This window comes from Bacillus sp. UNC438CL73TsuS30, assembly GCF_000482325.1.
Classification (GTDB): Bacteria; Bacillota; Bacilli; order Bacillales; family Cytobacillaceae; genus Neobacillus.
In genome coordinates, this window is sequence record NZ_KI535296.1 from 371,808 (window position 1) to 395,959 (window position 24,152).

24 protein-coding genes are annotated in these 24,152 nt (G+C 38.5%); 20 read left to right on the forward strand and 4 right to left on the reverse strand.

Translation table 11 applies throughout. The annotated features are described in order from the left end of the window. The first annotated feature begins 13 nt into the window (after positions 1–13). The 7 genes from M028_RS30940 (at position 14) to M028_RS0123405 (ending at position 7,753) form a co-directional block, all read left to right on the forward strand. Positions 14–937: a type II secretion system F family protein gene (locus M028_RS30940; RefSeq protein ID WP_231510882.1), complete on the forward strand. Its 924-nt coding sequence runs from the start codon at positions 14–16 to the stop codon at positions 935–937. A gap of 77 nt (positions 938–1,014) precedes the next feature. Continuing rightward, entirely contained in the window at positions 1,015–1,347 is a 333-nt protein-coding gene (locus tag M028_RS0123380) for a helix-turn-helix domain-containing protein (RefSeq protein WP_026576000.1), read from the forward strand. A gap of 211 nt (positions 1,348–1,558) precedes the next feature. Further along, positions 1,559–2,020, forward strand: coding sequence for a MarR family winged helix-turn-helix transcriptional regulator (locus M028_RS0123385; RefSeq protein WP_026576001.1), 462 nt, complete (start codon positions 1,559–1,561; stop codon positions 2,018–2,020). A gap of 3 nt (positions 2,021–2,023) precedes the next feature. Beyond that, positions 2,024–5,161, forward strand: a complete 3,138-nt coding sequence (locus tag M028_RS0123390) for an MMPL family transporter (RefSeq protein WP_026576002.1) — start codon at positions 2,024–2,026, stop codon at positions 5,159–5,161. 162 nt (positions 5,162–5,323) lie between these two features. Further along, a complete protein-coding gene (locus M028_RS31675; RefSeq protein WP_051591219.1) occupies positions 5,324–6,340 on the forward strand; it encodes a polysaccharide deacetylase family protein in 1,017 nt (338 codons plus the stop codon). Positions 6,341–6,450: 110 nt separating this feature from the next. Beyond that, positions 6,451–7,452 (forward strand): AI-2E family transporter, encoded by a 1,002-nt coding sequence (locus M028_RS0123400; RefSeq protein WP_026576003.1) that lies wholly within the window; start codon positions 6,451–6,453, stop codon positions 7,450–7,452. A 67-nt stretch (positions 7,453–7,519) separates the two neighbouring features. Beyond that, positions 7,520–7,753 (forward strand): hypothetical protein, encoded by a 234-nt coding sequence (locus tag M028_RS0123405; protein WP_026576004.1) that lies wholly within the window; start codon positions 7,520–7,522, stop codon positions 7,751–7,753. Between the two features lie 30 nt (positions 7,754–7,783). Here M028_RS0123405 and M028_RS0123410 read toward each other — a convergent pair whose 3' ends face one another. After that, on the reverse strand, positions 7,784–8,491 hold the full coding sequence (locus M028_RS0123410) for a DNA alkylation repair protein (protein WP_026576005.1): 708 nt from the start codon (positions 8,489–8,491) through the stop codon (positions 7,784–7,786). Between the two features lie 197 nt (positions 8,492–8,688). Between M028_RS0123410 and M028_RS0123415 the strand changes: the two genes are divergently transcribed. Continuing rightward, the gene (locus tag M028_RS0123415) at positions 8,689–9,663 is read left to right on the forward strand and encodes a cation diffusion facilitator family transporter (protein WP_026576006.1); all 975 of its coding nucleotides are present in this window, start codon (positions 8,689–8,691) and stop codon (positions 9,661–9,663) included. Between the two features lie 62 nt (positions 9,664–9,725). Beyond that, positions 9,726–10,727 carry a DUF3231 family protein gene (locus M028_RS0123420; protein WP_026576007.1) on the forward strand — a complete coding sequence of 334 codons (1,002 nt, stop codon included), beginning with the start codon at positions 9,726–9,728 and terminating at the stop codon, positions 10,725–10,727. A 29-nt stretch (positions 10,728–10,756) separates the two neighbouring features. Here M028_RS0123420 and M028_RS0123425 read toward each other — a convergent pair whose 3' ends face one another. Further along, positions 10,757–11,269: an acyl-CoA thioesterase gene (locus M028_RS0123425; protein ID WP_026576008.1), complete on the reverse strand. Its 513-nt coding sequence runs from the start codon at positions 11,267–11,269 to the stop codon at positions 10,757–10,759. A gap of 171 nt (positions 11,270–11,440) precedes the next feature. On the opposite strand from M028_RS0123425, the gene M028_RS30950 reads away from it, so the two are divergent. The 9 genes from M028_RS30950 to M028_RS0123470 all read left to right on the forward strand — a co-directional run bounded on the left by M028_RS30950 (position 11,441) and on the right by M028_RS0123470 (position 20,742). After that, a complete protein-coding gene (locus M028_RS30950; RefSeq protein WP_197031463.1) occupies positions 11,441–12,553 on the forward strand; it encodes a serine hydrolase domain-containing protein in 1,113 nt (370 codons plus the stop codon). Positions 12,554–12,588: 35 nt separating this feature from the next. Beyond that, positions 12,589–13,410: an ammonia-dependent NAD(+) synthetase gene (nadE, locus tag M028_RS0123435; protein ID WP_026576009.1), complete on the forward strand. Its 822-nt coding sequence runs from the start codon at positions 12,589–12,591 to the stop codon at positions 13,408–13,410. A 136-nt stretch (positions 13,411–13,546) separates the two neighbouring features. Then, positions 13,547–14,377 (forward strand): amino acid ABC transporter substrate-binding protein, encoded by an 831-nt coding sequence (locus M028_RS0123440; protein ID WP_026576010.1) that lies wholly within the window; start codon positions 13,547–13,549, stop codon positions 14,375–14,377. Further along, positions 14,364–15,062, forward strand: coding sequence for an amino acid ABC transporter permease (locus tag M028_RS0123445; protein ID WP_026576011.1), 699 nt, complete (start codon positions 14,364–14,366; stop codon positions 15,060–15,062). Before M028_RS0123440 ends, M028_RS0123445 begins: the two co-directional genes overlap by 14 nt. Positions 15,063–15,078: 16 nt before the next feature. After that, positions 15,079–15,813, forward strand: coding sequence for an amino acid ABC transporter ATP-binding protein (locus M028_RS0123450; RefSeq protein ID WP_026576012.1), 735 nt, complete (start codon positions 15,079–15,081; stop codon positions 15,811–15,813). Positions 15,814–16,342: 529 nt separating this feature from the next. Continuing rightward, positions 16,343–16,888 (forward strand): NfeD family protein, encoded by a 546-nt coding sequence (locus tag M028_RS0123455; protein WP_026576013.1) that lies wholly within the window; start codon positions 16,343–16,345, stop codon positions 16,886–16,888. A gap of 12 nt (positions 16,889–16,900) precedes the next feature. Continuing rightward, positions 16,901–18,421, forward strand: coding sequence for a flotillin family protein (locus M028_RS0123460; RefSeq protein WP_026576014.1), 1,521 nt, complete (start codon positions 16,901–16,903; stop codon positions 18,419–18,421). Positions 18,422–18,674: 253 nt separating this feature from the next. Continuing rightward, a complete protein-coding gene (locus tag M028_RS0123465; protein ID WP_026576015.1) occupies positions 18,675–19,385 on the forward strand; it encodes a response regulator transcription factor in 711 nt (236 codons plus the stop codon). After that, entirely contained in the window at positions 19,363–20,742 is a 1,380-nt protein-coding gene (locus M028_RS0123470) for a sensor histidine kinase (RefSeq protein ID WP_026576016.1), read from the forward strand. The genes M028_RS0123465 and M028_RS0123470 overlap by 23 nt, the downstream gene beginning before the upstream one ends. A 22-nt stretch (positions 20,743–20,764) precedes the next feature. Here the strand turns inward: M028_RS0123470 and M028_RS0123475 are convergent, their stop codons facing one another. Then, a complete protein-coding gene (locus M028_RS0123475) occupies positions 20,765–21,520 on the reverse strand; it encodes a (S)-benzoin forming benzil reductase (RefSeq protein WP_026576017.1) in 756 nt (251 codons plus the stop codon). A gap of 142 nt (positions 21,521–21,662) precedes the next feature. On the opposite strand from M028_RS0123475, the gene M028_RS0123480 reads away from it, so the two are divergent. After that, positions 21,663–22,322, forward strand: coding sequence for an FMN-dependent NADH-azoreductase (locus tag M028_RS0123480; RefSeq protein ID WP_026576018.1), 660 nt, complete (start codon positions 21,663–21,665; stop codon positions 22,320–22,322). A gap of 36 nt (positions 22,323–22,358) precedes the next feature. On the opposite strand, the gene M028_RS0123485 is transcribed toward M028_RS0123480, so the two are convergent. After that, positions 22,359–23,141, reverse strand: a complete 783-nt coding sequence (locus M028_RS0123485) for an undecaprenyl-diphosphate phosphatase (protein ID WP_026576019.1) — start codon at positions 23,139–23,141, stop codon at positions 22,359–22,361. 203 nt (positions 23,142–23,344) lie between these two features. On the opposite strand from M028_RS0123485, the gene M028_RS0123490 reads away from it, so the two are divergent. Then, entirely contained in the window at positions 23,345–24,133 is a 789-nt protein-coding gene (locus M028_RS0123490) for a DUF4931 domain-containing protein (protein ID WP_026576020.1), read from the forward strand. Positions 24,134–24,152: the final 19 nt, after the last annotated feature.

Here is a 24,152-nt window from a genome sequence, read left to right on the forward strand (position 1 = left end):
ATTCTTGTTGAACGTGGTTTTCATTTTTTTATCAGCCGGATTTGTGACATTCATAATGGCAGGTTTCTTGTTAACGATTTTCAAAAAGGAAATTGCTTTCAATGAACGTGTTGGAAAGTTTTTCGGGGAACCAGTTAAAAAAGAAAAAAATAATATCTTAAGAAAAAAGAATGATGATCGATTAAGAGAGCTTTTTGATCGGTATTGGAATAAGGGAACCAATTTATTAAATCAAAAGGTTTCCAAAGTGGAAAGAAAAAAACTAGATATGCTTCTAAGGGATGCGGGCTACCCCTTCAAGTCTGCAATTGATTTTAGGCTTTTTCAATTTGTACTGAGTATTGGTATAAGTGTGCCGGTCGTTCTCTTTTTATTGCCAGTTGCGGACAATAAAATGTTAGTCTGGTTGATGGCAATCACTATGGCGATTTTAGGATTCCGGCTTCCAGTGTTCCAGCTTGGAAAGAAAAAGACAGCAAGGGTTAAAGAAATTAATAAATCGATGGCCGATTTTTTTGATACGGTAAATCTTTTGCTTGAGGCAGGGATGGGGCTGGATTTGGCCCTCGCAGAGGTGTCAAAAAAATATAAAGGTCCGCTGTCAGAAGAGTTCCTTCGAACTTTAGAGGATATGAAGCTTGGTAAATCAAGAAGAGAAGCTTTTTACGAGCTTCGGAAGCGTGTCCCATCTGATTCGTTTCAGAGTGTAATCACCTCGTTGATTCAAGCGGATCAGCTTGGGATTGGAATGGCAAAGGTTTTAGGGAATCTTACCGTCCGTGTACGTGAACAGCGACGTGAAGCTGCAAGAGAACAGGCGATGAAGGCGCCAGTAAAAATGCTGTTTCCAATGGTGTTTTTCATATTTCCAGCATTATTTATTGTCATATTGGGACCTCTAGTTATTACGTTAATCACAAAGGGTCTAGGAGGATAAATATTTTTTTAATGTTTTGTTCTTTATTGTGAATGAAAAATACAACAAAAAGAATCTGCTAATCAAGGAGAGGTTTTATGGAAGGAACTAAACTCAAAATACTTCGTGAAGAAAAAGGTTTATCAATAAGCCAGTTAAGTGAGTTATCGGGTATTTCAAAGTCTTATTTAAGTTTAATTGAGCGGGATATCCAACGGAATCCTAGTATAGAAATATTAGATAAAATAGCAAAAACCTTAAATGTAGACATAGACCAATTCATTAAAGGTAACCAAGATGGTGAAACAAAAATAAGCAGCGGCATGATAAAGGGCACATTAAAGCTTGAAATCGAATTGTCCGAGGGTCAATTAAACACTCAAAAATTAAGGAAATTAAAGAATCTGATTCAAGAATTGAATACGGAGTAAAACTAACCATGGTGATTTGTTATAAATCACCTTGCTTTATTTTGTATGGATATTCTCCCCTCCCTAATTCACTGTATTTTTCCTTTCAAAGTAAACAGCCAATAAATCATTGACAAAATAATTCCATCCCTATTATAGTTAACTTTGTTAATAGTTAACGAGTTGAACAATTAAACAGTAGAATCATTCGAGTGAGGTGAATCGATACATAATGGCTGATAAAAACATTCAAGAATTAGTGGACCGTTATATCACGCTTTCCTTTTCCGTCAATAAAAAAGGTGAATCGCTGGTAAAAGAGCAAATTAGCAGTGATCTCACTAGTGACCAGCACTATATGTTAAGGTATATCCACAAATCAGGTACCTGTACATCTACTGAATTGGCAGAAGTCTTTGAGGTGAAAAAAAGCGCCATCACTGCCATTATTAATCGGATGTGGGAAAAGGGCTTAATTCAACGTACCCGTGATGAAAATGACCGGCGTGTAGTGTATCTAACGTTAACGGAGAAGGGCATTGACTTATTTGAACAAACGGAGGACCGAATCTATAAATTAGTTGAATCCTTGATTACCCAATTCGATGAAACCGAAATCAAACAATTTTTAAATACGTATGAAAAGATAAATCGAATTCTTATTGAAAATAAAGAGCTACAGCAGGAGGAGTAAACGGTGAGGTTTATTATTAAAAGTAAATGGCTCGTGTTAATTGCCTGGATTGCAGTCGTAGTGGGGTTATTCATGATTGCTCCGAATATGGCTGACCTTGTCCGCGATAAGGGGCAGGTCGATGTTCCAAAGGGATATTCCTCCCATTTAGCTACGGAGATTATGAATCAGGTTCAGAAACAGAAGGATGGCGGCAAGGAAACCCAAGTTGCCCTTGTGTTTCATGATAATAAAAAGTTAACAAATGGGGAAATTGAGGAAGCAAAAAAAGCGATTCAAGCATTGGAAGACAACAAAGAAAAGCTTGGTATTACCGAAATCTTAAGTCATTTTAATGAAAAAAGCTTAAAAAAACAGCTTGTTGCCAAGGACGGAAAGTCCATTCTTGCGTCTGTTAAGGTGAACTGGAATGACCGGGAGCCCAAAGAAGTCAGTGCTGCCTTGTATAAAACGATTGAAACTGTAAAGGTGGAACATTATTACACCAGTAACTGGATGATTAATGAGGATTTGATGAAAAGCTCAGAAGAAGGCTTGAAGAAAACAGAGGGAATTACAGTCGTGTTTATTTTAGCTGTATTACTGCTTGTTTTTCGTTCATTAATATCCCCCTTAATTCCATTGCTAACAGTGGGAATTACTTATCTGGCTGCGCAATCGATTATTGCTATTTTAGTAGATAAGCTGAATTTCCCTGTCTCCAACTATACACAAATCTTTTTGGTTTGCGTTTTATTCGGAATAGGAACGGATTATTGTATATTATTGCTTAGTAGATTCAAAGAGGAATTATCTCAAAGAGAAACGATCATTGATGCAATCGTGGAAACATATCGTACTGCTGGACGAACGGTGTTATTTAGCGGTTTAGCCGTGATGATTGGGTTTGCAACGATTGGTTTTTCTCAATTCATCCTCTACCAATCTTCTTCAGCGGTTGCCATTGGAGTGGCAATGCTTTTGATCGCCTTATTTACAATCGTTCCATTCTTCATGGCGGTATTAGGCAGAAAACTTTTTTGGCCGTCAAAGGGAAGTGCAGAACATGCTGAAAGCAAGCTTTGGGGGGCTGTCGGAAAGTTTTCCCTGGCTCGTCCAGTGCTTTCATTATTAATTGTTGCGGCCATTTGTGTTCCATTTTTAGTTACCTATGATGGGAAATTATCGTTTAACTCCTTAGAAGAAATCAGCGGAAAGGTTCCTTCTATCCGTGCTTTTAATGCGATTGCTGACAGTTTTGGTCCTGGTGAATCGATGCCCACTCAAATCGTAATTAAAAATGATGAGGCGATGAATTCAACAGATTATATGGAATTGGCTGAAAAAATTAGCCAAGAAGTAGAAAAGGTGGATCAAGTTGACACAGTCCGTTCTGTCACAAGGCCAACAGGGGAAGAAATTAAAGAATTTTATGTAAATAAACAAGCTGAAAGTCTTGGGGATGGTTTAGGCAAAGGCAAGGATGGGATTACGAAAATTAGTGACGGTCTTCAGGAAGCGGGCAGTAAGCTTTCGAAGTCCGGACCGCAGTTAAAAGGTGCGGTCAACGGGATTAATGGATTAATTTCGGGAACAGACCAGCTAAAAGGCGGGCTGACAGAAATTCAATCAAATCTTTCCAAAATTGAAAACGGGATCCGCCAGGGTTCAGCGGGTTCTACTGAATTGAAAAAAGGATTGGAAAAAACGAAAGCAGGTGCCGATGACTTACTTGATGGCTATAAAAAGTTGCAAAAGGGTTATCAGAACATAGATGCGAATCTTAAAATATTAAACACCAAATATAAGGATGTAGGCGGTGGATTAACAGCGTTATCAGGTGCGCTTGCCCAGATTAAGAGCGAAGATTTTACCTATTTGGAAAGCCATTATGATGGATTGGCGAAAGAAGGGCAATACCAAAAAATAAAAGGAACTGTTCAGGTACTGCAGCAGCAGCTAGCACCTCTTTCCAGTGGCCTTAATCAGTTAAACGGAGGTCTTTCTCAAATTACAAAGGGAATGGATACGGCGAACGCTGGATTTCAAAAAGCAAATGGCGGACAGCAGGGACTTGCTGCGGGTCTGGAAAAGTTAATTAAAGGGATTGAGCAGCAGCAGGCAGGACTTGACAAGTTGGCAAACGGTCAAGGTCAAATTGTTGCTAATATGCCAAAACTGACTAGTGGTTTGTCTGGAATCAATGATGGGCAAAAGCAACTGCTTTCAGGATTTGGCGGTCTAACAGGCCAATTAACACAGTTATCGAACGGGCTTGACCAAAGTGCGAAAGGGTTAAATCAAGTATCGGATGGTCTTGGTTCTGCTCAAGGTTATTTATCCGATTTATCCGACTCGACCAGTATGTCAGGATTCCATATGCCAAAAGAAGTGGTGGAAAGCAAGGATTTTAAACAGGCAATGGATACCTATCTGTCGGATGACCGTAAAGTTATGACATTGGATGTGGTATTTAAAGCAAATCCATATTCAAATGAAGCGATTCACCAGGTTCCTGAAATTAAGGATGCGGTGAAAAGGGCAGTTAAAGGTACGAAGCTTGAAAATGCGGTTGTTGCAGTTGGCGGTATTACCAGTTCAAACGCAGATTTAAATAAAATGTCCAATCAGGATTTTTCACGGACAGTTGTACTTATGTTGATTGGAATTACGCTGATTTTAATTCTTTTATTTAGATCCATTATCATGCCGTTATATATTATTGGCTCATTGATTTTAACTTACTATACAGCGATGGCCATGAATGAAGCGCTATTTGTAAATCTGCTGGGCTATACAGGAATCAGCTGGGCAGTTCCATTCTTTGGATTTGTAATTTTGATGGCTCTGGGAGTGGATTATAGTATTTTCTTGATGGATCGCTTTAATGAGTATAAGGATTTAAAGGTAGCAGATGCGATGTTGTTATCGATGAAAAAGATGGGTACGGTCATTATCTCGGCGGCGATCATTTTAGGAGGAACATTTGCGGCTATGATGCCTTCAGGGATGCTATCATTGCTCCAGATTGCTTCGATTGTCTTAGTTGGTTTATTATTGTACGCGTTCGTCATACTACCGTTGTTTATTCCTGTCATGGTTAAAAACTTTGGCAAAGCCAATTGGTGGCCGTTTAGTAATATGACGAATAATTTAAAATAGACTAAAAAGAGGCATCCAAGTGATGCCTCTTTTTTAATCTATTTAAAGTAAAAACTTTTAATAGATTTGTAATATTTTTGATATATTTGAAACATTTTGCGAGAAAAATCGTCTATAATGGGCGTAAGGACATAAAATTACAGCAAAGAGGGATTTAAAAAAATGGAGATGGGGAAAAATAGATGGTTAAAGGGAACCTTTCTGTGCAGTGTCGCTTTGGGCATACTCACTTCAGGGGCCTTTATCATCTATAATTTCGGTTCAAAGGCAGAAGCAAATGAACCTAGTATCGGGGAAAAGGACAGCAGTAAAATGACTTTAAAAAAGACTGCCGGATCAATTTATCAAGTAACGATAGATGATTTGTTTGAAAAGGAATTATGGCAAGAGAAGCAGCATACCGCTGATTTACGGCATCGGCAAAAAGTAGATGACGAGACTCATAATGAAGGACATAAAACTACTGCAAAGCATAGCGCTCCAGAACACGTAGCCGCGAACAAAAATAAAACTCCTAAATCATCGAAAAAGGACGCCGATTTAGTTCAGCAAAAGGATAACAAATTAAAAACCGTAAATAGCAGAAAAAGAACCATTTATTTAACTTTTGATGATGGACCGGAAAGCTTTTCGGAGGATATTCTTGCAGTACTGGAAAAATATCATTACAAAGCTACTTTTTTTATGCTCGATGGCAATATTAAAAGATATCCCCATGCGGTTAATAAGATGGTGAAGCTTGGGGAAAGCATCGGCATTCATGGTGTAACCCATAATGTTAAACTTTTTTATGCATCGGAAAAATCTGTCATGGGAGAATTAAATAAGACCCAGTATTCTTTAAAAACCATAACAGGGGAAGATTCTCATTTAATTCGAACACCTTACGGAAGCTACCCATATATGACAAAAGAAGAAAAACAGGCAGTCTCAAAAAGCGGATATAGGATGTGGGACTGGAATATTGACAGTCAGGACTGGTATTACAGGGACGAACGATTTGTAAAAAATGTAATCCAGCAATTGAAGCAGAAATCAAAACAAAAGGGGCCGATTGTAATCCTAATGCATGAAAAAAGGGAAACCTTGAAACACCTGCCTAAACTGCTGGACTATTTAAGCAAGCACGGTTATGAAAGTAAAGCGCTGGACGACTCGATGAAACCTGTCCATTTTTAATGTTGCTTGAAGGAATGTTTCTAAAAAGTAACAATTTTAAAAAATGATTTGTTATAATAAATTTAGTATTTTTAGACTATAAGTACAAATAATGGGGTTAGATTAAATATATGATCACTAAACTTTGGCAGAGCAGCGGCTTTAAAAGAATATTAATCTTCATTTTCATTGCCCTTATTATATATGGGATGAAAGAGATGATTAACTTAATTTTATTTACCTTTATTTTTACATTTTTAATGGATCGTTTAGTTAAATTTATTGAGGGGAAAGTTCGATTGAATCGAAAGATCATCGTGGTGGTCTCCTATGCGGTGATTGTTGGATTGCTTTCGTATGGATTAGTCGTTTATTTACCGCTTATTGCAGCAGAAATAACGCAGCTTATTAAACAATTAACCACCTTCTATACAACAAAGCATGATAATATTGTTTTAAATTATATTACGGAAAAAATTGAAGAAATCCAAATATCGAATTACTTAGAGCAGGGATTCACCTTCTTAATCAAATATTTTACAGATATCAGTAAGGTAAGCCTGCAAATTCTTTTGGCGCTATTAATGAGTTTATTTTTCCTGTTGGAAAAACCAAGGTTAATTGAGTTTACAAAGAAATTTAAAAAGAGCAAGATTTCCTCCATTTACGTTGAAATTGAATTTTTTGCCAAAAAATTTGTAGGGACATTTGGTAAGGTAATCGAGGCTCAATTAATTATTGCAGTCGTTAACTGTATTTTAACAACGATTTCTTTATGGATCTTGGATTTCCCACAGCTGGGCGGACTTTCGATTATGATTTTCCTTCTGGGGCTTATTCCGGTAGCAGGGGTGATTCTATCGTTAATTCCACTGACGATTATCGCTTACAGTATCGGTGGTTTAATGAAGGTGCTTTATGTTGGAATAGCCATCGCGATCATTCATGGGATTGAAGCCTATATTTTAAATCCAAATTTGATGTCGTCTAAGACCAATCTTCCTGTTTTCTATACGTTTATTATCTTGATTTTCTCTGAGCACTTTTTTGGGGTTTGGGGTTTGATTGTTGGAATTCCGATCTTTGTTTTCCTTCTGGATGTTTTAGAAGTGACGGATCAAAAAAAGGTATAATTTGAACCCTCATTCTAAAAAGAATGGGGGTTGTGTTATTCTAATGGTATTGAAGGAGGTTATAGGCATGAGCGAATGTAAGCTGGACCATTCACATGAAGATGTAAAAATGAAATATGAATCACAGGCAGCCTTTTTGCCCGAAGAGATGCAGCCATTATTTAAGCAGTTTTTTGAAAAAGAACATTCACAGGAATTATTGAATGAGGTTTTCCATTTATTAAAAAAATACGATCTCGTGTCTGATGATGAGAAAAGTGTGCGAAACAATCGGTTATTTCTAGTGTTAGAAAATGCATAAAATGATGGCCCGTTTTTAAGACGGGCCGTTTTAGCAGATACAGGTCTTTTTCTTTACGCCAATTTTTCCTTTTTGGTCAATTTTTTTAATATATTCAGTTGCAATTGGTACTTTACAGGCTGTTTTCCCTACATCGACATGTACTTTTCCGATTTTTTCTGCCACTTTAATTGCCTCATTATGTAAGGAAACTACATATGCACCGACACATATCACAAAGAGATTCATCACGTACCGAACCCGATTTTTTTCTTCATGAATGGTTGCCTCAACCAGATCCAGTAATTTGCGAATTTCAGTTATATCTAAATTTTCATCAGGGGCAATCGATAAGTAGTTTGCATAGGTGCTCCAGCCGCAAACGGCAATCATTTCTTTTTCAGACCCCATCCACTCTCGTGCAAGTTCAAGGGCATATGGACTTTCGGCGGCCACCCCTGCCACCGTGTATTCAGCAAGCAAATACCAATTTGCATTCTTCACCCAATCCTGAAGTGTTTCTTTTGAAATTTTTTGCGGATTAATCGAAAGTCCTGCCAAATACATTGCATCATGGTTACCAGAATTAAATAACGCTAATGCTAATTCATGATCCTTTTTTACGTATTTCACTAGTTTTTTTAAATCCCCAACCTTAACTCCGAAAAGTGGTTCCTTTGCTCCATGGTTGACAAAGGTTTTTTTCGTTTGTTCCGACCCAAGTTCAGCAAGCTTTTTCATCATTTCATCGAAAGTCATGTAATTTCTCCTTTTGTAGGAATAAATACCTCTTTGCTTCTTAATTTCTTGACGGTTTATTTAAATACCTTCTACAATATACCTTGTTTTCTAAAATATTCCGTTTTTATACAAGGGCTTCTTGAGATTTTTTCATGAATCCAGGTGATTTAGAAAATATTAAGGGTATTAATTATATAAAAAGAATAGGGGATACGATGAGAGAATTATTTCAGTTATTAAAAAAGGGCAATAAGTCAGCGATGCTGGCTGCGATTATTAATACGATCATAGCCATTATTAAAGGGGTTGCCTATTCGTTTACGGGAAATGTAGCGATGTTCGCTGAAACGATGCATAGTTTAGGGGACGCGGCAAACCAGTTATTTGTTTTTATTGGGTCTGCTTTAAGTAAAAAAGCACCAACGGAACGATTTCCCAATGGATTCGGCCGCTTGGTCAACTTAGTTCTTTTAGGTGCCGTGTTAGTCGTTGGGATAATGGCATTTGAGACAATTGTGGAAGGCTATCATCATGTCGTCCATCCTACAGCATCCCATGGATTTATTCTAAATATTATCGTGTTAGGAGTCTCAACGATTCTTGAGACATCCGTTCTATTTAAAGCGATGAAGGAGATTTTGCATGAAGTAGAGGTCCAGGCTAAAGGCTTAAATGTATTTGCCCAAAGCTTTGCGAACTTGGGCAGAGCAAAGCCTGCAACGAAACTAGTTTTCATGGAGGATATGGTCGCAACCCTTGGCGGCTTGTTGGCGATTATAGCTGTCCTTATTTCTCATTTTACCGCTTTTCACCAGGCAGAGGGACTTGTTTCGATTATTATTGGAGCGATGATGTTCTTTGTCGTCGGCAGGGTATTTTTAGATAATGCCGCAGGTGTTATCGGGCAGGCAGATGAAGAAATGGAAGACAAAATTGGTAATCTCGTGATGGCAGATCCTGATGTGAAGGATATCCAGGGGATAACCGTTATTAAAGAGGGGGAGGATCTCCACGTTGAATTAGAAATAGAGGTTGATCCGAAATTGACAGTTGCTGCAGCAGATGATATAAAAGACCGCCTTGAAGAGAGAATTATGGCGGAAAAGGGTGTAGTCGACGTTACCATCGAAATTGACGAAGATGATCAAGTAATGAATTGGAAACCTCAGACGGAAGAAACGGCAAAATAAGTATAAAACAAATTGTATGTAGGGAACCTAATTTTAAACCATGTTTTTAGGGGGGGGATATAATGGTTTCACATACGGCAAGATTATCCAGTTCAGAAATTGGGGGATTATGGGCAGTTTTTCTCCAAGAGGATATAGGAATTCGGTTATTGGAATATTTTCTTCATCATAATCAGGATGAAGAAATAAAAAGTGTACTAGAGCAAGCTCTAACTGCTTCCATTAGTCGTATTCAACAAGTTACCGATATTTTTACGGAAGAAGGAATCCCCCTGCCAGATCGACTCACAGATGAGGACGTCGACTTATCTGTCCCTCCTTTGTTTTATGATACATTTGCTTTAAGCTTTGTCTATTCGGTGGGCCGTATGAATATGATCAATATGGGATTTGTCACCGCAAATGTTGCAAGAATGGATGTTCTGAATTTTTTTACAACCATAGTGAAAGAATCTGCCACTTTGTATCAAGATGCTACTACTTTAATGCTTAAAAAGGGAATCTATGACCGCCCTCCGATGATTCCATACCCTAAAAAGGTTGAATATATTGAAAAACAATCATATATTTTGGGATTTGGTAAGAAAAGACCGTTAAATACAGCGGAAATTACAGAGATTTTTTTTAATGTCGAACGGAATTATTTTTCAATTCTCATTTGTACGGCTTTTTTACAAATTGTTAAAGATAAAGAAATTAGAAAATATATTAAAGAGGGCAAACAAATTTCTGAAAAGCAAATTCAGGTGTTTAACGATCTTCTCCAGAGGGAAGAGCTTTTGGGAGTAAGGCCAACCACAATGGCGGTAACGGATTCACAAGCAGCTCCGTTCTCCGATAAATTGATCGTTCTGCTCTTTCATTCTTTAAATGCGATTGATATTACTCTCCTTGGGCACGCCCTGTCCTTATCAATGCGAACAGACCTAGCGGCTCATTATCAAAAGTTTATCCTTGAGATTTTGCTTTATGGAGAGAAGGGTTTTACTATCATGGTAAATCGAGGCTGGCTTCAAATGCCTCCACATGCACCAAATCGAAGAGAATTAGAAGGTTTAACGTAAAAAGGTTCGTCATCTCGACGAACCCTTTCTTATTCCCATGGTTTATTAATGGTTAAGTGATCTGCTAATTCTTTGCTGTTTTGTCTATGCACTTTTCGTTCTTCAGCCCGTTTTGAAGCCGTTTCATGTAGTTTTTTTTCTTCCTCGGTTTCAGGGATGATTCCAGGTACTGGTGCGGGTTTGCCGTCATCATCTAAGGCAACAAAGGTTAAAAACGCGGTGGCAGCGATTTTTCTATCCCCAGAAATTAGATTTTCAGCAATAATCTTAACAAAGACTTCTAACGAAGTTCTCCCTGTCCAGGTTACAAATGATTCGAAACAGACAGAATCATCAGGAGTAATTGGACTTAGAAAATCAACAGAATCGGTAGATGCTGTAACACATTCTCTTCTTGAATGCCTTACAGCAGAAATGGATGCAATCATATCTACATCACTCATTAGTTTACCGCCAAATAAGGTATTGTGATTATTTACATCATTTGGAAAAACCCTACTTGTTCTTACTACTACTGACTCTTTACAAGTTTTTGCGTCCATATTTTTAATCCTCCCGTAAGTGCTCGCAATATAATTTATTTTTTACCAGAACTTCTGGCACTAACCGAAAATTCTAATCAAATGTTCATGATAAATTAAGGAAAAAAGTGGTTTAATGGAAGCATTATGATAAAAAATAATAAAAGGAAATGGATGGTATGGGGGATTGGAATGATAAAAAATCTTCTAATTTGTTTAGTCGTGGTATTGATGATAGTTGGACAAACAGCCTGCCAAAACAATAATGGATTTATTAATCGGCCTAATCGGACCTTAGCAAAGCAGCATGAAATTAATCTTAAAAAGATTGTGCAAAAGGGAAACAATGAACAAGAACGAATTAAAGATTATTTAACGCTCATGCGTCTTAATGGAAGTGTTACCGTTATCAAGGATCATAAGTTGGTCTTTAACAAAGGGATGGGCTATGCGAATTTCAAGAATCATATTTTGAACCAACCCGATACAACCTATCCAATTGGTTCGATTTCCAAGGCGTTTGTAGCGGTATGTATCTTACAACTGCAAGAAAAAGGCATACTATCGATTGAAGACCCTTTATCAAAATATATTCCCGGATTTCCTAATGGCCAAAAAATAAAATTAGTTCATTTATTAAGCCATACATCAGGAATTCAAAAACCGTTGTGGAAAGTCTGGGATACTAAGCCCGTGGATATGATACACGAGGCGGAAGGAAGACCACTTCTATTTATGCCGGGCACAAGATGGGATTATAAGGACATTAATTATCTCATATTGGGCTATATTGTTGAAAAGGTGTCGGGAACAACACTGCATGAATATATTCAACATCATATTTTTGCTCCTGCAGGAATGAAAAGTTCAGGATTTATTACGAGAGAAAATCTTTTTCCTTTCACATCCACTGGGTATTTAAAAATAGGTCAACATCTGCATTCCATTAAAAAGCTGAATCCGTATCCTCTTTTTGGCTGTGGAGATATTTTTACAACTGCCCTTGATTTATCTCGTTTTGATGAGGCATTATTTGGTGGTAAACTTATTTCTAGAAATCGTTTGAAGGAAATGCTTAGGCCAAGAAGTATCTCGAAATATGGACTTGGGCTTTATAACTATGGCAATAGGATATTAAGCCGCGGCGTTTTATTAGGGTGGGAATCGCTTCATGTATATTATAATGATAAAACCCAAATTACGATTTTATTGAATATTCATTCCAAAAGGACGAAAATTAAAGCCATTGCAAATGATATTCACACAATCATAAATTTGGGGAAATCCCACAGTTTAGAGATGTGACCTAGTAATTTCAGTGTATAGAATGGAGGAAAAAGATGAGTATGCAAAACCAAATTATGCAGGAGTTAAATGTATCTTCTGAGATTAACCCTAAAGAGGAAATTAGAAAGCGAATTGACTTTTTAAAAAATTACTTGCTTAAAACAAAGGCAAAAGGTTATGTTTTAGGGATTAGCGGCGGTCAGGATTCAAGCCTTGCCGGGCGCCTCGCGCAGTTATCAGTTGAAGAGCTGCGGAAGGAAGGAACGGAAGCTGTTTTTATTACAGTCCGTCTGCCTTATGGTGTTCAACAAGATGAAGAAGATGCACAAAGGTCGTTGTCCTTTATTCAGGCAGACCAAGACTACGTTTTTAATATAAAGTCTTCTGTTGATTCTGTTCAATCGGAGTATGATGGGATGACAAAAGGTAAACCATTAAGTGATTATCAAAAAGGAAATGTTAAAGCTAGGATGAGAATGATTGCTCAATATGCAGTTGGAGGAATGGAAGGGCTACTTGTAATTGGTACTGATCATGCTGCTGAAGCTGTTACTGGATTTTATACGAAATATGGCGATGGGGGCGCAGATGTTCTTCCGCTTACAGGTTTAACGAAACGCCAGGGAAAAGCTTTATTAAAAGAACTTGGAGCGGATGAGCGATTATATTTAAAAGTACCGACAGCAGATTTACTGGATCATAAGCCAGGGCAAGCAGATGAAACGGAATTGGGCATTACATACGATGAGCTTGATGATTACCTGGAAGGTCGACCTGTTTCAAAGGAAATTGCCGAGAAAGTTGAAAACCGTTATCGCATGACCGAACATAAACGCCAACTGCCAGCAACCATGTTTGATTCTTGGTGGAAATAACTTTTCATGACCTATTAGAATTTTCTGATAGGTTTTTCTACATTAATTTTTAATAATCGGATAAAATAACTTTACAGAAGTCATTAGTTGTAATATGATAATCCAAGTAAAACACTAAGAATTAGGGGGTTATATTGTGAAAAAGCTTTCAGTTTTATTTGCACTTTTACTCAGCTTTATGTTAATTCTATCAGCATGTGGTACAAGTAATAATGATACCACTAAAGATAAAAAGAACGATAATCAATCTGCTTCAAAGGATAAAGATTTATTGGCTAAGATTAAAGCAGATGGAAAAATTCTCATTGGTACGGAAGGTACATATGCACCATTTACGTTCCATGATAAAAGCGGTAAATTAACCGGTTTTGATGTCGAGGTTGCTACGGAAGTGGCCAAGCGTCTAGGAGTAACACCGGAATTTAAAGAAACACAATGGGATGCAATGTTTGCCGGATTAGATGCAAAACGTTTTGACGTAGTTGCCAACGAGGTTGGAATTCGTCCAGACCGTCAGGAAAAATACGATTTTTCAGATCCATACATTACATCCAGCGCGGTTCTAATTGTTCGTAAAGACAATAATAAAGTGAAAAAATTTGAGGATTTAAAAGGTTTAAAATCTGCTCAATCCATGACTAGTAACTATGCGGATATCGCAAGAAAATATGGTGCGGACATTGTAAGTGTTCCAGGATTTAATGAATCCATAGACCTTCTTGGAGCTAATCGTGTTGACGCTACCGTTAATGATAAAATCTCATTTTTAGATTATAAAAAACAAAAGCCTGATGCACCTGTTAAAATTGCTGCAACTTCAGCGGATGCCTCAAAAAGTGGCTTTATGTTTAGAAAAGACAATCAAACACTTGTAGATGCTGTAAACAAGGCATTAAACGACATGATTTCAGATGGAACATACAAAAAAATCTCCGAGAAATGGTTTGGTGAAGATGTACTTAAGTAGTATTTTTGCTGACCCGGAAAAAACAGCACGTTTAATGGATATTGCACAAAGTTCCTTTCTGCCCCTTTTGAAAGGGGCTATTTTTTATACAATACCCTTAACGCTGATTACCTTTGTCATTGGTTTAATCCTTGCCATATTAACAGCGCTGGCGCGGATTTCGCATCTTAAAATTTTACAAATGATTGCCAGGATTTATGTTTCCATCATTCGGGGAACCCCATTGCTAGTCCAGCTATTTATTATTTTTTATGGTTTACCGACGGTTGGAATTACACTGGATTCTTATGTCGCAGCCATTATTGGTTTTTCTCTAAGTGTCGGTGCTTATGGCTCGGAAATTATTCGTGCCGCGATTATCTCAATCCCAAAAGGTCAGTGGGAAGCAGGGTACTCGATCGGAATGTCCTATTCTCAAGTACTTAGAAGAATTATTCTGCCTCAGGCTACAAGAGTCTCAATACCGCCCTTATCAAACTCGTTTATTAGTCTTGTAAAGGATACGTCGTTGGCATCTCTTGTTCTTTTAACGGAGTTGTTTCGAAAGGCACAGGAAATTGCTGCAACCAATTATGAATTTTTATTGGTTTATAGTGAAGCGGCACTTATTTATTGGGTCATTTGCTTTTTCCTTTCCATCCTTCAACAATCATTGGAAACGAGATTGGACCGTTATGTGTCTTAAGTAAAGGAGAATGACCATGATATCAATTAAAGGACTATATAAGCAATTTGATCAATTGGAAGTATTAAAAGGGATTGATCTTGAGGTGGAAAAAGGAAAGGTTGTTGTCATTATCGGCCCGTCCGGTTCTGGAAAAACAACGATGCTTCGCTGCTTGAATGTTTTAGAAACACCAACGAAGGGCCTTATTTCCATCGAAGGGAAAAGTCTTGATTTTTCTAAGCCAGTTCCAAAGAAGAATATTGCTTCTTTTCGCCGCTTAACCGGTATGGTTTTTCAAAATTATAATTTATTCCCGCATAAAACTGCTGTGGAAAATGTGATGGAGGGGCCGATTATCGTCAAGGGTGAGAGTAAAGAGTCGGCTCGTAAAAAAGCAGTGTCTCTTTTGGAAAAAGTCGGTCTTGGTGACAAAATTGATTACTATCCTGCACAGCTTTCCGGTGGACAGCAGCAGCGGGTAGGTATAGCCAGAGCGCTTGCAATGGAGCCGGAGGTTATGTTGTTTGATGAACCGACCTCAGCTCTTGACCCTGAACTGGTCGGGGAGGTTCTTAAAGTAATGAAGGATCTGGCCCAAGAAGGAATGACGATGATTGTCGTTACCCATGAAATGCGCTTTGCCCGTGAAGCAGCGGATGAAGTTATTTTTATGGACCAGGGTGTTGTGGTTGAAAGAAACAAACCGGAAGAGATTTTCACGAATCCAAAAGAAGAGCGGACACGGAAATTTTTAAATATGATTCAGTAAAGTGTTATGGCTACGGTCATAGCACTTTTTTCTTTATTAATGCAATGACTGTGTAGAGGTCAATTGCGAGAGCGGTCACTGACAAGGGTCCTAAGTGCCCGTGAAGAGGAAAAAGCAGAGAAAGCGGTCACTGACAAGGGTCCTAAGTGCCCGTAAAGAGGAAAAAACAGAGAGAGCGGTCACTGACAAGGGTCCTAAGTGCCCGTAAAGAGGAAAAAACAGAGAGAGCGGTCACTGACAAGGGTCCTAAGTGCCCGTGAAGAGGAAAAAGCAGAGAAAGCGGTCACTGACAAGGGTCCTAAGTGCCCGTAAAGAGGAAAAAACAGAGAGAGCGGTCACTGACGAGATCTCAAAGTGCCCGAGAAAAAGAAAAAATCCAGACCGCAGGCACCGTCCCTAACAAAGATTTGTTTTTTCATAAAAAACTCAACACTAACCAATATTTTCCGTTACAATGAAAACGTGAAACTTTTTACATATTTTATACGTATATACAATTATAGACAAAGAAAAGGAGTGGTGCCTATTTATGGAGCCGTTAAGCATTCCTTTAGAAACCATCTATTTATACGCACTTATTATTTCAGGTGTTTTAACCATTTTGTATGTTTTGTTTGCGGATGTGTTTCATTTTCATGGAACCGGTGATGGCGGGCTGCATTTTCTCAATCCGGTACTTATTTTTGCATTTGTGACCATACTCTCAGCCTGTGGATTTCTGCTGGAAAAATTGTCATCGCTCCATTACGGATTGATTTTGGGGATTTCTGCTGTCGCAGCTTTTATAGTGGTGACATTATTAAATGTTTTCGTTCTTATTCCCTTATCATCGGCAGAAGAGTCACTTGTTTACAAAGAAAGTGATTTACGCGGTAGAATTGGCAAAGTTATCACAGCCATTCCAGCAGACGGATTTGGGGAAGTCATGATTGAAAATATTAGCGGCAGAATTGCCAAACCAGCTTCGAGCTTTGATGGCGTGGCCATACCAAATGGTACAAAGGTACTTGTAGTCCAAGTTGAAAATGGGGTCCTTCAGGTTACCATTAATCAAGAAATAGAAAGTTTTATATAAGGGGGAGTTTTAATGGGTTTTGGAGTTATTTGGGTAATAATTGGGATTGTAGCATTAATCCTAATTGCCTTAATCGGAGTTTTTATTACAAAATATAAAACGGCGGGGCCGGATGAGGCACTGATTGTAACAGGTAGTTTCCTTGGAAATCGTAATGTTCATGTGGATGAATCGGGTAATAAAATCAAAATTATCCGCGGCGGAGGTAGTTTTATTTTACCAGTATTCCAACAAGCAAAACCACTCAGTCTTCTTTCCAGTAAGTTAGAGGTTACAACACCAGAGGTTTATACGGAACAGGGCGTACCCGTTATGGCTGACGGAGTAGCGATTATTAAAATTGGCGGGTCGATTAGTGAAATTGCTACAGCTGCAGAACAATTTCTTGGAAAGGCAAAGGAGGATCGCGAGAATGAAGCCCGTGAAGTCCTTGAAGGTCACCTGCGGTCAATCCTTGGTTCGATGACCGTTGAAGAAATTTATAAAAACCGTGATAAATTCTCGCAGGAAGTTCAAAGGGTTGCTTCACAAGACTTGGCAAAAATGGGCTTAACCATTGTATCGTTCACGATTAAAGATGTCCGTGATAAAAATGGTTATCTAGACTCATTAGGTAAACCACGAATTGCTCAAGTAAAGCGTGATGCCGATATTGCTACAGCAGAGGCAGAAAAAGAAACACGGATCAAAAAGGCTGAAGCATCTAAGGAAGCAAAACGTTCTGAATTGGAAAGAGCAACAGAAATCGCTGAAGCAGAAAAAATCAATCAGTTAAAAATTGCTGAATTCCGCCGTGAGCAGGATATTGCCAAGGCGCGTGCCGACATGGCCTATGATCTTGAAAGTGCCAGATCGAAACAAGAAGTTACGGAACAGGAAATGCAGATTAAGATCATTGAAAGGCAGAAGCAAATTGAACTGGAAGAAAAAGAAATTCTTCGTCGAGAGCGCCAGTACGATTCAGAAGTAAAGAAAAAAGCGGATGCGGACCGCTACTCTGTTGAGCAGGCAGCTGCTGCAAATAAGGCAAGAGAGATTGCGGAAGCGGAAGCCAATAAATATCGGATTGAAGCAATGGCGAAAGCAGAAGCGGAAAGAATTCGAATGGACGGTCTCGCAAAAGCGGAAGCACAGAAAGCACAAGGTCAATCCGAAGCTGAAATTATCCGCTTGAAAGGTCTTGCTGAGGCAGAAGCAAAAGAAAAAATTGCTGAAGCGTTCGAGCAATTCGGTCAAGCCGCGATTCTCGACATGGTTATCAAAATGCTTCCAGAATATGCGAAGCAGGTGGCAAGCCCGCTTTCGAATATCGATAAAATTACCGTTGTTGATACGGGTGGCGAATCGGGTGCGAATGGCGGTGCCAATAAAATCACCAGTTATGCGACAAACTTAATGGCGAGTCTCCAAGAGTCTTTAAAAGCTTCCAGTGGAATTGATGTAAAGGAATTAATTGAGAATTATTCGGGTAAATCCAATGTGAAAAGAAGCATCGAGGAATTGACTGAAGAAGTGAAAAAGACAGCTAAATAACGTTGGGAAATCCTTATCCATTGCGATAAGGATTTTTTTTACAAAAAAATAAGATGTCCTTGCAACAGGACATCGGTATATAAACAGAGAGGTTTAGGGAAAGAGGAGCCAGTGTTTCTTCCACTTTCGTTCTTACACCTACATATTAGCGGGAAAGATTGAAGATATGATGAAGAAGTTGTGGTGAATTTGTGAAGTTGAAAACATCACAGACATCAAATGTTATAGTAGGGGTGAGAGGGAGTGGTGTCCGATGAAAATTTTACTAGTAGATGATGAAAGAAGAATAATCGAAGTTCTCGAAGCCTACCTCGAAAGGGAAGGATATGAGATTCATCGTGCAGATAATGGCATTGATGCTTTAAAAAAAGTGAAAACCGTCCAGCCTGATTTAATTATACTAGATTTGATGCTGCCGGATATTTCCGGTGAAGAGGTTTGCCGTTTGGTCCGAAAAGAATCCGATGTTCCGATTCTAATGCTGACAGCTAAATCAGTGGAGGATGATCGGATTAATGGGATCATTATCGGAGCTGATGACTATTTAACAAAGCCATTTAGCCCGAGAGAAGTGGTTGTTCGTGTGCAAGCCATTCTACGTCGTGTGAAAAAATCAGAAAAAGTGGAACGGCTTGAATTCAACGGGAAAAAGCTTGCAATTGACCTAGAAAAAAAAGAAGTAACCATAAATGGAAACGAAATTACGCTGACCCCGATAGAATATAAACTTTTAACCAATATGGCATTAAATCCGGGGAGAGTCTACAGCAGAATGGATTTACTCGAAAAAATTCAGGATGAAGGCATGTTTTATGAAGGGTACGAGCGTAGTGTGGATACCCATATAAAGAATCTTCGTAAAAAAATTGAGTTGGAGTCACGGCAGCCGGAATTTATTTTAACTGTATTTGGCATGGGCTATAAATTTGGAGGAGTTGCCGATGCTGCAGACATTACGGTCTAAAATTCTTTTTTATTTATTATTAATCTCCATGATTGGCATTCTATTGGTCAGCTTTTTTATCCAATGGGGGTTTGAAGCGAGCTTTAAAAGCTATTTAGATCGCAATCGTGAAAAAAAGATTGAAAGAGTGATGGTTGAGATTGAAAAAGATTATAAAAAAAATGGCCATTTTACAAGTGACCCTGTCTTTAATCTGCTTCATGAGCATGCCATGACTGACCAGCTCTATTTTCAATTATTCGACCGTTTTGGCCGTCTGCAAATGGACTCCTCAAAAATTAGAGGAATGTTAAATAGCTTGGGATTAACAGAACCGGTTACGATTGGCGAGGAGTGGCATACGAAATCCTATACGCTGAAGGTAGACCAAACGGTGATTGGGAAGCTGGTAGCCATTTATCCAGAAGGATTGATTGATGATGAGCATACATTTTTGCAAACCATTCAGTTATATATTTATGGAGCAGTTTGTTTGACCATTGTTCTTGCCATTCTTTTTAGTATGCTTTTTTCCAAAAAATTAACTTTGGGTTTGAAAAAACTCTCTTTTGCAGCAAATGAACTTCAGCAGCATAATCTTTCTGTTCGGACCCCTTTGGCAGGATTGCCAACGGAGGTAAAAGATTTGGCGATTTCGTTTAATAATCTGGCTGAATCCTTGGCTAAGGAAGAAATGCTGCGTAAGCAATTTACCGGTGATCTTGCTCATGAACTAAGAACACCACTTGCGACGTTAAGGAGCCAAATTGAAGCTTATCAGGATGGAATTTGGGAAACAACGCATGAGCGGTTACAGCAAAGCCATGAGGAACTAATGCGTTTGGTTCGCCTTGTAAATGAGCTTGAAAAGCTGCTAGCAGCAGAAAACCCGCAAATTCGCTTGGAAAAAATCGAATTAGAAGCAGGAAGTGTCATTGCGGCATTATGGGATATGTTTTTACCAGTGTTTAACGAAAAAGGTGTTCATCTTGATATTGTTGAACCTGCGGTGGAAGAAATGTTTTTTGCGGATAAAGACCGCTTAGTGCAAATCCTTTCAAACGTTCTAAATAATGCGCTGAAATATACGCCGGAAGGTAGAAATGTTAGGATTTCGGTTCTTACCAATGAAGAGGGGTATGTTGGATTTCAGATTGTGGATGAAGGCTCTGGAATCGGAGAGGATGATATCCCTCATATTTTTGAACGATTTTATCGGGGGGACAAATCTCGTGACCGTAAAACAGGTGGTGTCGGGATTGGCCTATCCATTGTAAAAGCTTTGATGGACGCCCACCATGGAATGGTCAAGGTTAAAAGTACAGTAAACATTGGAACAAGCGTTACGCTGTGGTTTCCAAGGGAAATTAAAAATTGAAAAGCCCGCCGTCATAGGCGGGTCAGATTAGGTCATTCACACTATAGATTCTTCCGGTTTCTGCTTCACCGCTAAGGGTAAGGTTAACAAGTGCATTCGCTACTTTTTCCGGCTGAAGCAGCATGCTTTTTTCTTTAAACTCTTTAAAGCGCTCAAGCTCCTTAAATGCTTCATTGGATGAGGAACGAATGGTTTCCTGCATTTTTGTGTCCATGATTCCAGGACTTAGGGCATATATTTTATGAGCCGATTTTGCCGCAGCCTGCTCTAAGGCAACCGTTTGGGTAAACATATTTAACCCGGCTTTTGCGCTGCAATAAACGCTCCAGCCCTCAATCGAACGGACCGCTGCACCTGAAGTGATATTAATGACCTGGAGGCTTGTATTGGCCTGCTGGGATTTCTTTAAAAATAGATTGGTAATTAAGATGGGGGCAATTAAATTCACATCGATATTGCGAATGATGGGGGTTTGGTCTAAGTTGCCCACTGTATGAATCGGTTCAATCACTCCTGCATTGTTAAATAAAAAAATTTCTTCAGGATTTTTAAGAAAAATATAATGGGTGATAAGCATAAAGATTTCCTGTACTTCCTCTTCTAAAGACAAGTTGCAGGAATAGTGTTTATAGTAGCTTCCTTTTTCAGCTGCTAATTGTTTAATTTCTTCATTTTCTGTCCGGGAAACAGAAATGACAGCTATTTCTTCCATTAGTAATCTTTTCGCAATCGCTTCACCTAAGCCTTTTGAAGCCCCTGTAATAATAGCGTATCTCATGTCATCCCCCTAGATTCTTTTTGAATATTGTATTCCTCTTTTTTTCTGAAATCAACCAATCGTTCAGAAATTGTTCAAAAGTGAGCATACAAGATTATAGTACTATAGACGTAAGAACTTTATATTAAAGGATGAGATTTTGATGACAAGGCTACTTTATATAACTGTTACCCCAAAGAGGGATGTTAAGCTTTCAAAAGGAATGCAGATTGGCGAGGTTTTTCTGGAGGCATTCAAGACAGAAAAACCGAATGTCGAAATTGTTCAGATGCATTTGTATGATATGGAAATCCCGGAAATTGATATGGATTTAATGTACGCGCGTGCCAAGCTATCCTTTATGGGACAAACCTTTGAACAATTATCAAAGGCAGAGCAAACGAAAATAACGAAAATGCATACTCTTGCAGATCAGTTTATGGATGCGGATTATTATGTCTTTGTCACACCGTTATGGAACCTTGGCTCTCCGGCCATATTAAAATCCTTTCTTGATAATCTATTTATTGCTGGAAAAACCTTTATCAACACAGAGGATGGTCCTAAAGGGCTACTAACTGGAAGAAAAGCGATTCATATTCAAACACGCGGAGGTATTTATTCAACAGGACCTATGGCTGATTTTGAATTTGGCGACCGTTTTTTAACGACAGCACTAGGCTTCCTTGGTTTGGAAGTGATGGACTCAATTATTGCTGAAGGAACGGATCATTATCCAAAACAGGTACCGGAGATCATGGCAAGGGCCAAACAAGAAGCCATGGAAAAAGCAAAGGCAATGGCGAAAGAAACAAACTATTAGCGACTAAAAAGCGGCTCAGATGATGAGCCGCTTTTTTTAGAACTTACCTGTTAATTGGAAAAACAATACCGCAAATCCTAAAATCCAAACATAAATAGCAAAGGGCCTTAAGGAATGCTTTTTCAAAAATCCAACCATCCATTTAACAGCAATATAACCAAATATAGCGGAGGATACAATCCCAACTAATAAAGCTGATAAAGAAATCGTTTCTCCCTTGCCCTCGAATAATTCAAATGACTGAAGGACTACTGCACCTGCAATCGCAGGTGTTGACAGGAGAAATGAAAAGTAAGCAGCTGTTTCGCGGTCCAATTTTCTCCATAATGCCGCAACAATGGTCATACCAGAGCGGGAGATGGCTGGAAAAATTGCGGCTGCTTGAAAAGTGCCGATAATAAATGCATCCTTATAGCTGATTTGGTCCATTTTTTTATAGCCATTTCTTGCTGAATCCGCGAACCAAAGGAAAACCCCTGTAATTAGAAATTCCCAGCCGATTGTGGATCCTGTTTTGGAAATTTCGTCAAAATAATCCTTAAAGGTTAACCCAATAAGAACGGCTGGAATGGTTCCTATGATTAATAATAAAGTTAATTTGCTAAATGGCTTCTTGATGATATAGATGAACTCGTTCTTGTAAAATACCAGTACAGCAAGCAGGGTTCCAAGATGGAGCATGGTATCCAATAAAAGTCCTGCTTCCTGCAAGCCAAACAAATTTCTACCTAAGTATAGGTGGCCTGTACTACTGATTGGTAAAAACTCTGTTAATCCCTGAATAATTCCGAGCACCAGTGCTTCAAGTTTGGTTAACATATTTTCCCTCGCTTTTATGGTAATAGAAAGCTTGTTTACTTTATAAATATTCGTAAAAAGGCGGGCTATTCAATTATTTATTAAATTTCTTCTTATCTTCTCTCAAAGATTAGTAAATAATTGTATTGTTTAAGTAAAAATAGTGTAAAAGCTTTTCGTTGTCCCATAAAATAGAAGTAAGTATGTTGGAGGGGAGAAGCACAGTGAAAAATAGCCATTTATTATTTAATACATCCATTGGTGTTCAAAAGCCTGAGAATATCCGAAATAAACAGCAAGCTTGCCCTTTTTGTGACCGCGACCAATTGACGGATTTGATCGAAGTCGATGGTCCTATTATTCTTTTAAAAAATAAATACCCTGTTTTGGTAAACGCTTATCAAACCGTTTTAATTGAAACTGATGAATGCCATCAGGAATTATCGATGTACTCGAAAGCTCATTTACATAGACTTTTGCAATTTGGCCTAAAACATTGGCGTGATATGGAGGAAAGTGGTAAGTGGAAATCAGTCATTTTTTTTAAAAACCATGGGCCATTATCAGGAGGAACGATTGCCCACCCCCATATGCAGATTGTTGGTTTAAATGACCTTGATTACAAGGAGAAGGTCTCCGAAGGTGTATTTGAAGGGATTGTCATAGAAGAAACAGACGGAGTGGTCTTTTCTTTATCAACTAAGCCAAGGGTTGGCTTTTATGAATTTAACGTGGAAATGGCTGATGAAGGATATGTAGAGGCGTTTGGAGACTATATCCAAACAGCAGTCCATTATATTCTAAACCATTTTCCATTTAAAGCTACCAGCTATAATTTGTTTTTTCATCATATTCATCAAAGAATTTTTGCGAAAATTGTGCCTAGGTTTGTAACAACACCGCTATATATTGGCTATGGGCTACCACAGGTACCTAATAATTTGGAATGGATGGTGGAAGAGGTTAAGAAATTCTACTTTCAACCTGAAATTCCCAGTGAAAATCTGGATTAACCATGTAAATTAACCCATT

Excerpts from the sequence above, each read along its gene's own strand:
- nadE (WP_026576009.1), top strand. The coding sequence starts at position 12,589 with ATGAGTATGCAAAACCAAATTATGCAGGAGTTAAATGTATCTTCTGAG.
- M028_RS0123480 (WP_026576018.1), top strand. The coding sequence starts at position 21,663 with ATGACAAGGCTACTTTATATAACTGTTACCCCAAAGAGGGATGTTAAG.
- M028_RS0123415 (WP_026576006.1), top strand. The coding sequence starts at position 8,689 with ATGAGAGAATTATTTCAGTTATTAAAAAAGGGCAATAAGTCAGCGATG.
- M028_RS0123405 (WP_026576004.1), top strand. The coding sequence starts at position 7,520 with ATGAGCGAATGTAAGCTGGACCATTCACATGAAGATGTAAAAATGAAA.
- M028_RS0123465 (WP_026576015.1), top strand. The coding sequence starts at position 18,675 with ATGAAAATTTTACTAGTAGATGATGAAAGAAGAATAATCGAAGTTCTC.
- M028_RS0123475 (WP_026576017.1), bottom strand. The coding sequence starts at position 21,520 with ATGAGATACGCTATTATTACAGGGGCTTCAAAAGGCTTAGGTGAAGCG.
- M028_RS0123380 (WP_026576000.1), top strand. The coding sequence starts at position 1,015 with ATGGAAGGAACTAAACTCAAAATACTTCGTGAAGAAAAAGGTTTATCA.
- M028_RS0123450 (WP_026576012.1), top strand. The coding sequence starts at position 15,079 with ATGATATCAATTAAAGGACTATATAAGCAATTTGATCAATTGGAAGTA.
- M028_RS0123400 (WP_026576003.1), top strand. The coding sequence starts at position 6,451 with ATGATCACTAAACTTTGGCAGAGCAGCGGCTTTAAAAGAATATTAATC.
- M028_RS0123470 (WP_026576016.1), top strand. The coding sequence starts at position 19,363 with ATGCTGCAGACATTACGGTCTAAAATTCTTTTTTATTTATTATTAATC.
- M028_RS0123445 (WP_026576011.1), top strand. The coding sequence starts at position 14,364 with ATGTACTTAAGTAGTATTTTTGCTGACCCGGAAAAAACAGCACGTTTA.
- M028_RS0123455 (WP_026576013.1), top strand. The coding sequence starts at position 16,343 with ATGGAGCCGTTAAGCATTCCTTTAGAAACCATCTATTTATACGCACTT.
- M028_RS0123420 (WP_026576007.1), top strand. The coding sequence starts at position 9,726 with ATGGTTTCACATACGGCAAGATTATCCAGTTCAGAAATTGGGGGATTA.
- M028_RS0123485 (WP_026576019.1), bottom strand. The coding sequence starts at position 23,141 with ATGTTAACCAAACTTGAAGCACTGGTGCTCGGAATTATTCAGGGATTA.
- M028_RS0123460 (WP_026576014.1), top strand. The coding sequence starts at position 16,901 with ATGGGTTTTGGAGTTATTTGGGTAATAATTGGGATTGTAGCATTAATC.
- M028_RS30950 (WP_197031463.1), top strand. The coding sequence starts at position 11,441 with ATGATAAAAAATCTTCTAATTTGTTTAGTCGTGGTATTGATGATAGTT.
- M028_RS0123425 (WP_026576008.1), bottom strand. The coding sequence starts at position 11,269 with ATGGACGCAAAAACTTGTAAAGAGTCAGTAGTAGTAAGAACAAGTAGG.
- M028_RS0123385 (WP_026576001.1), top strand. The coding sequence starts at position 1,559 with ATGGCTGATAAAAACATTCAAGAATTAGTGGACCGTTATATCACGCTT.
- M028_RS0123410 (WP_026576005.1), bottom strand. The coding sequence starts at position 8,491 with ATGACTTTCGATGAAATGATGAAAAAGCTTGCTGAACTTGGGTCGGAA.
- M028_RS31675 (WP_051591219.1), top strand. The coding sequence starts at position 5,324 with ATGGAGATGGGGAAAAATAGATGGTTAAAGGGAACCTTTCTGTGCAGT.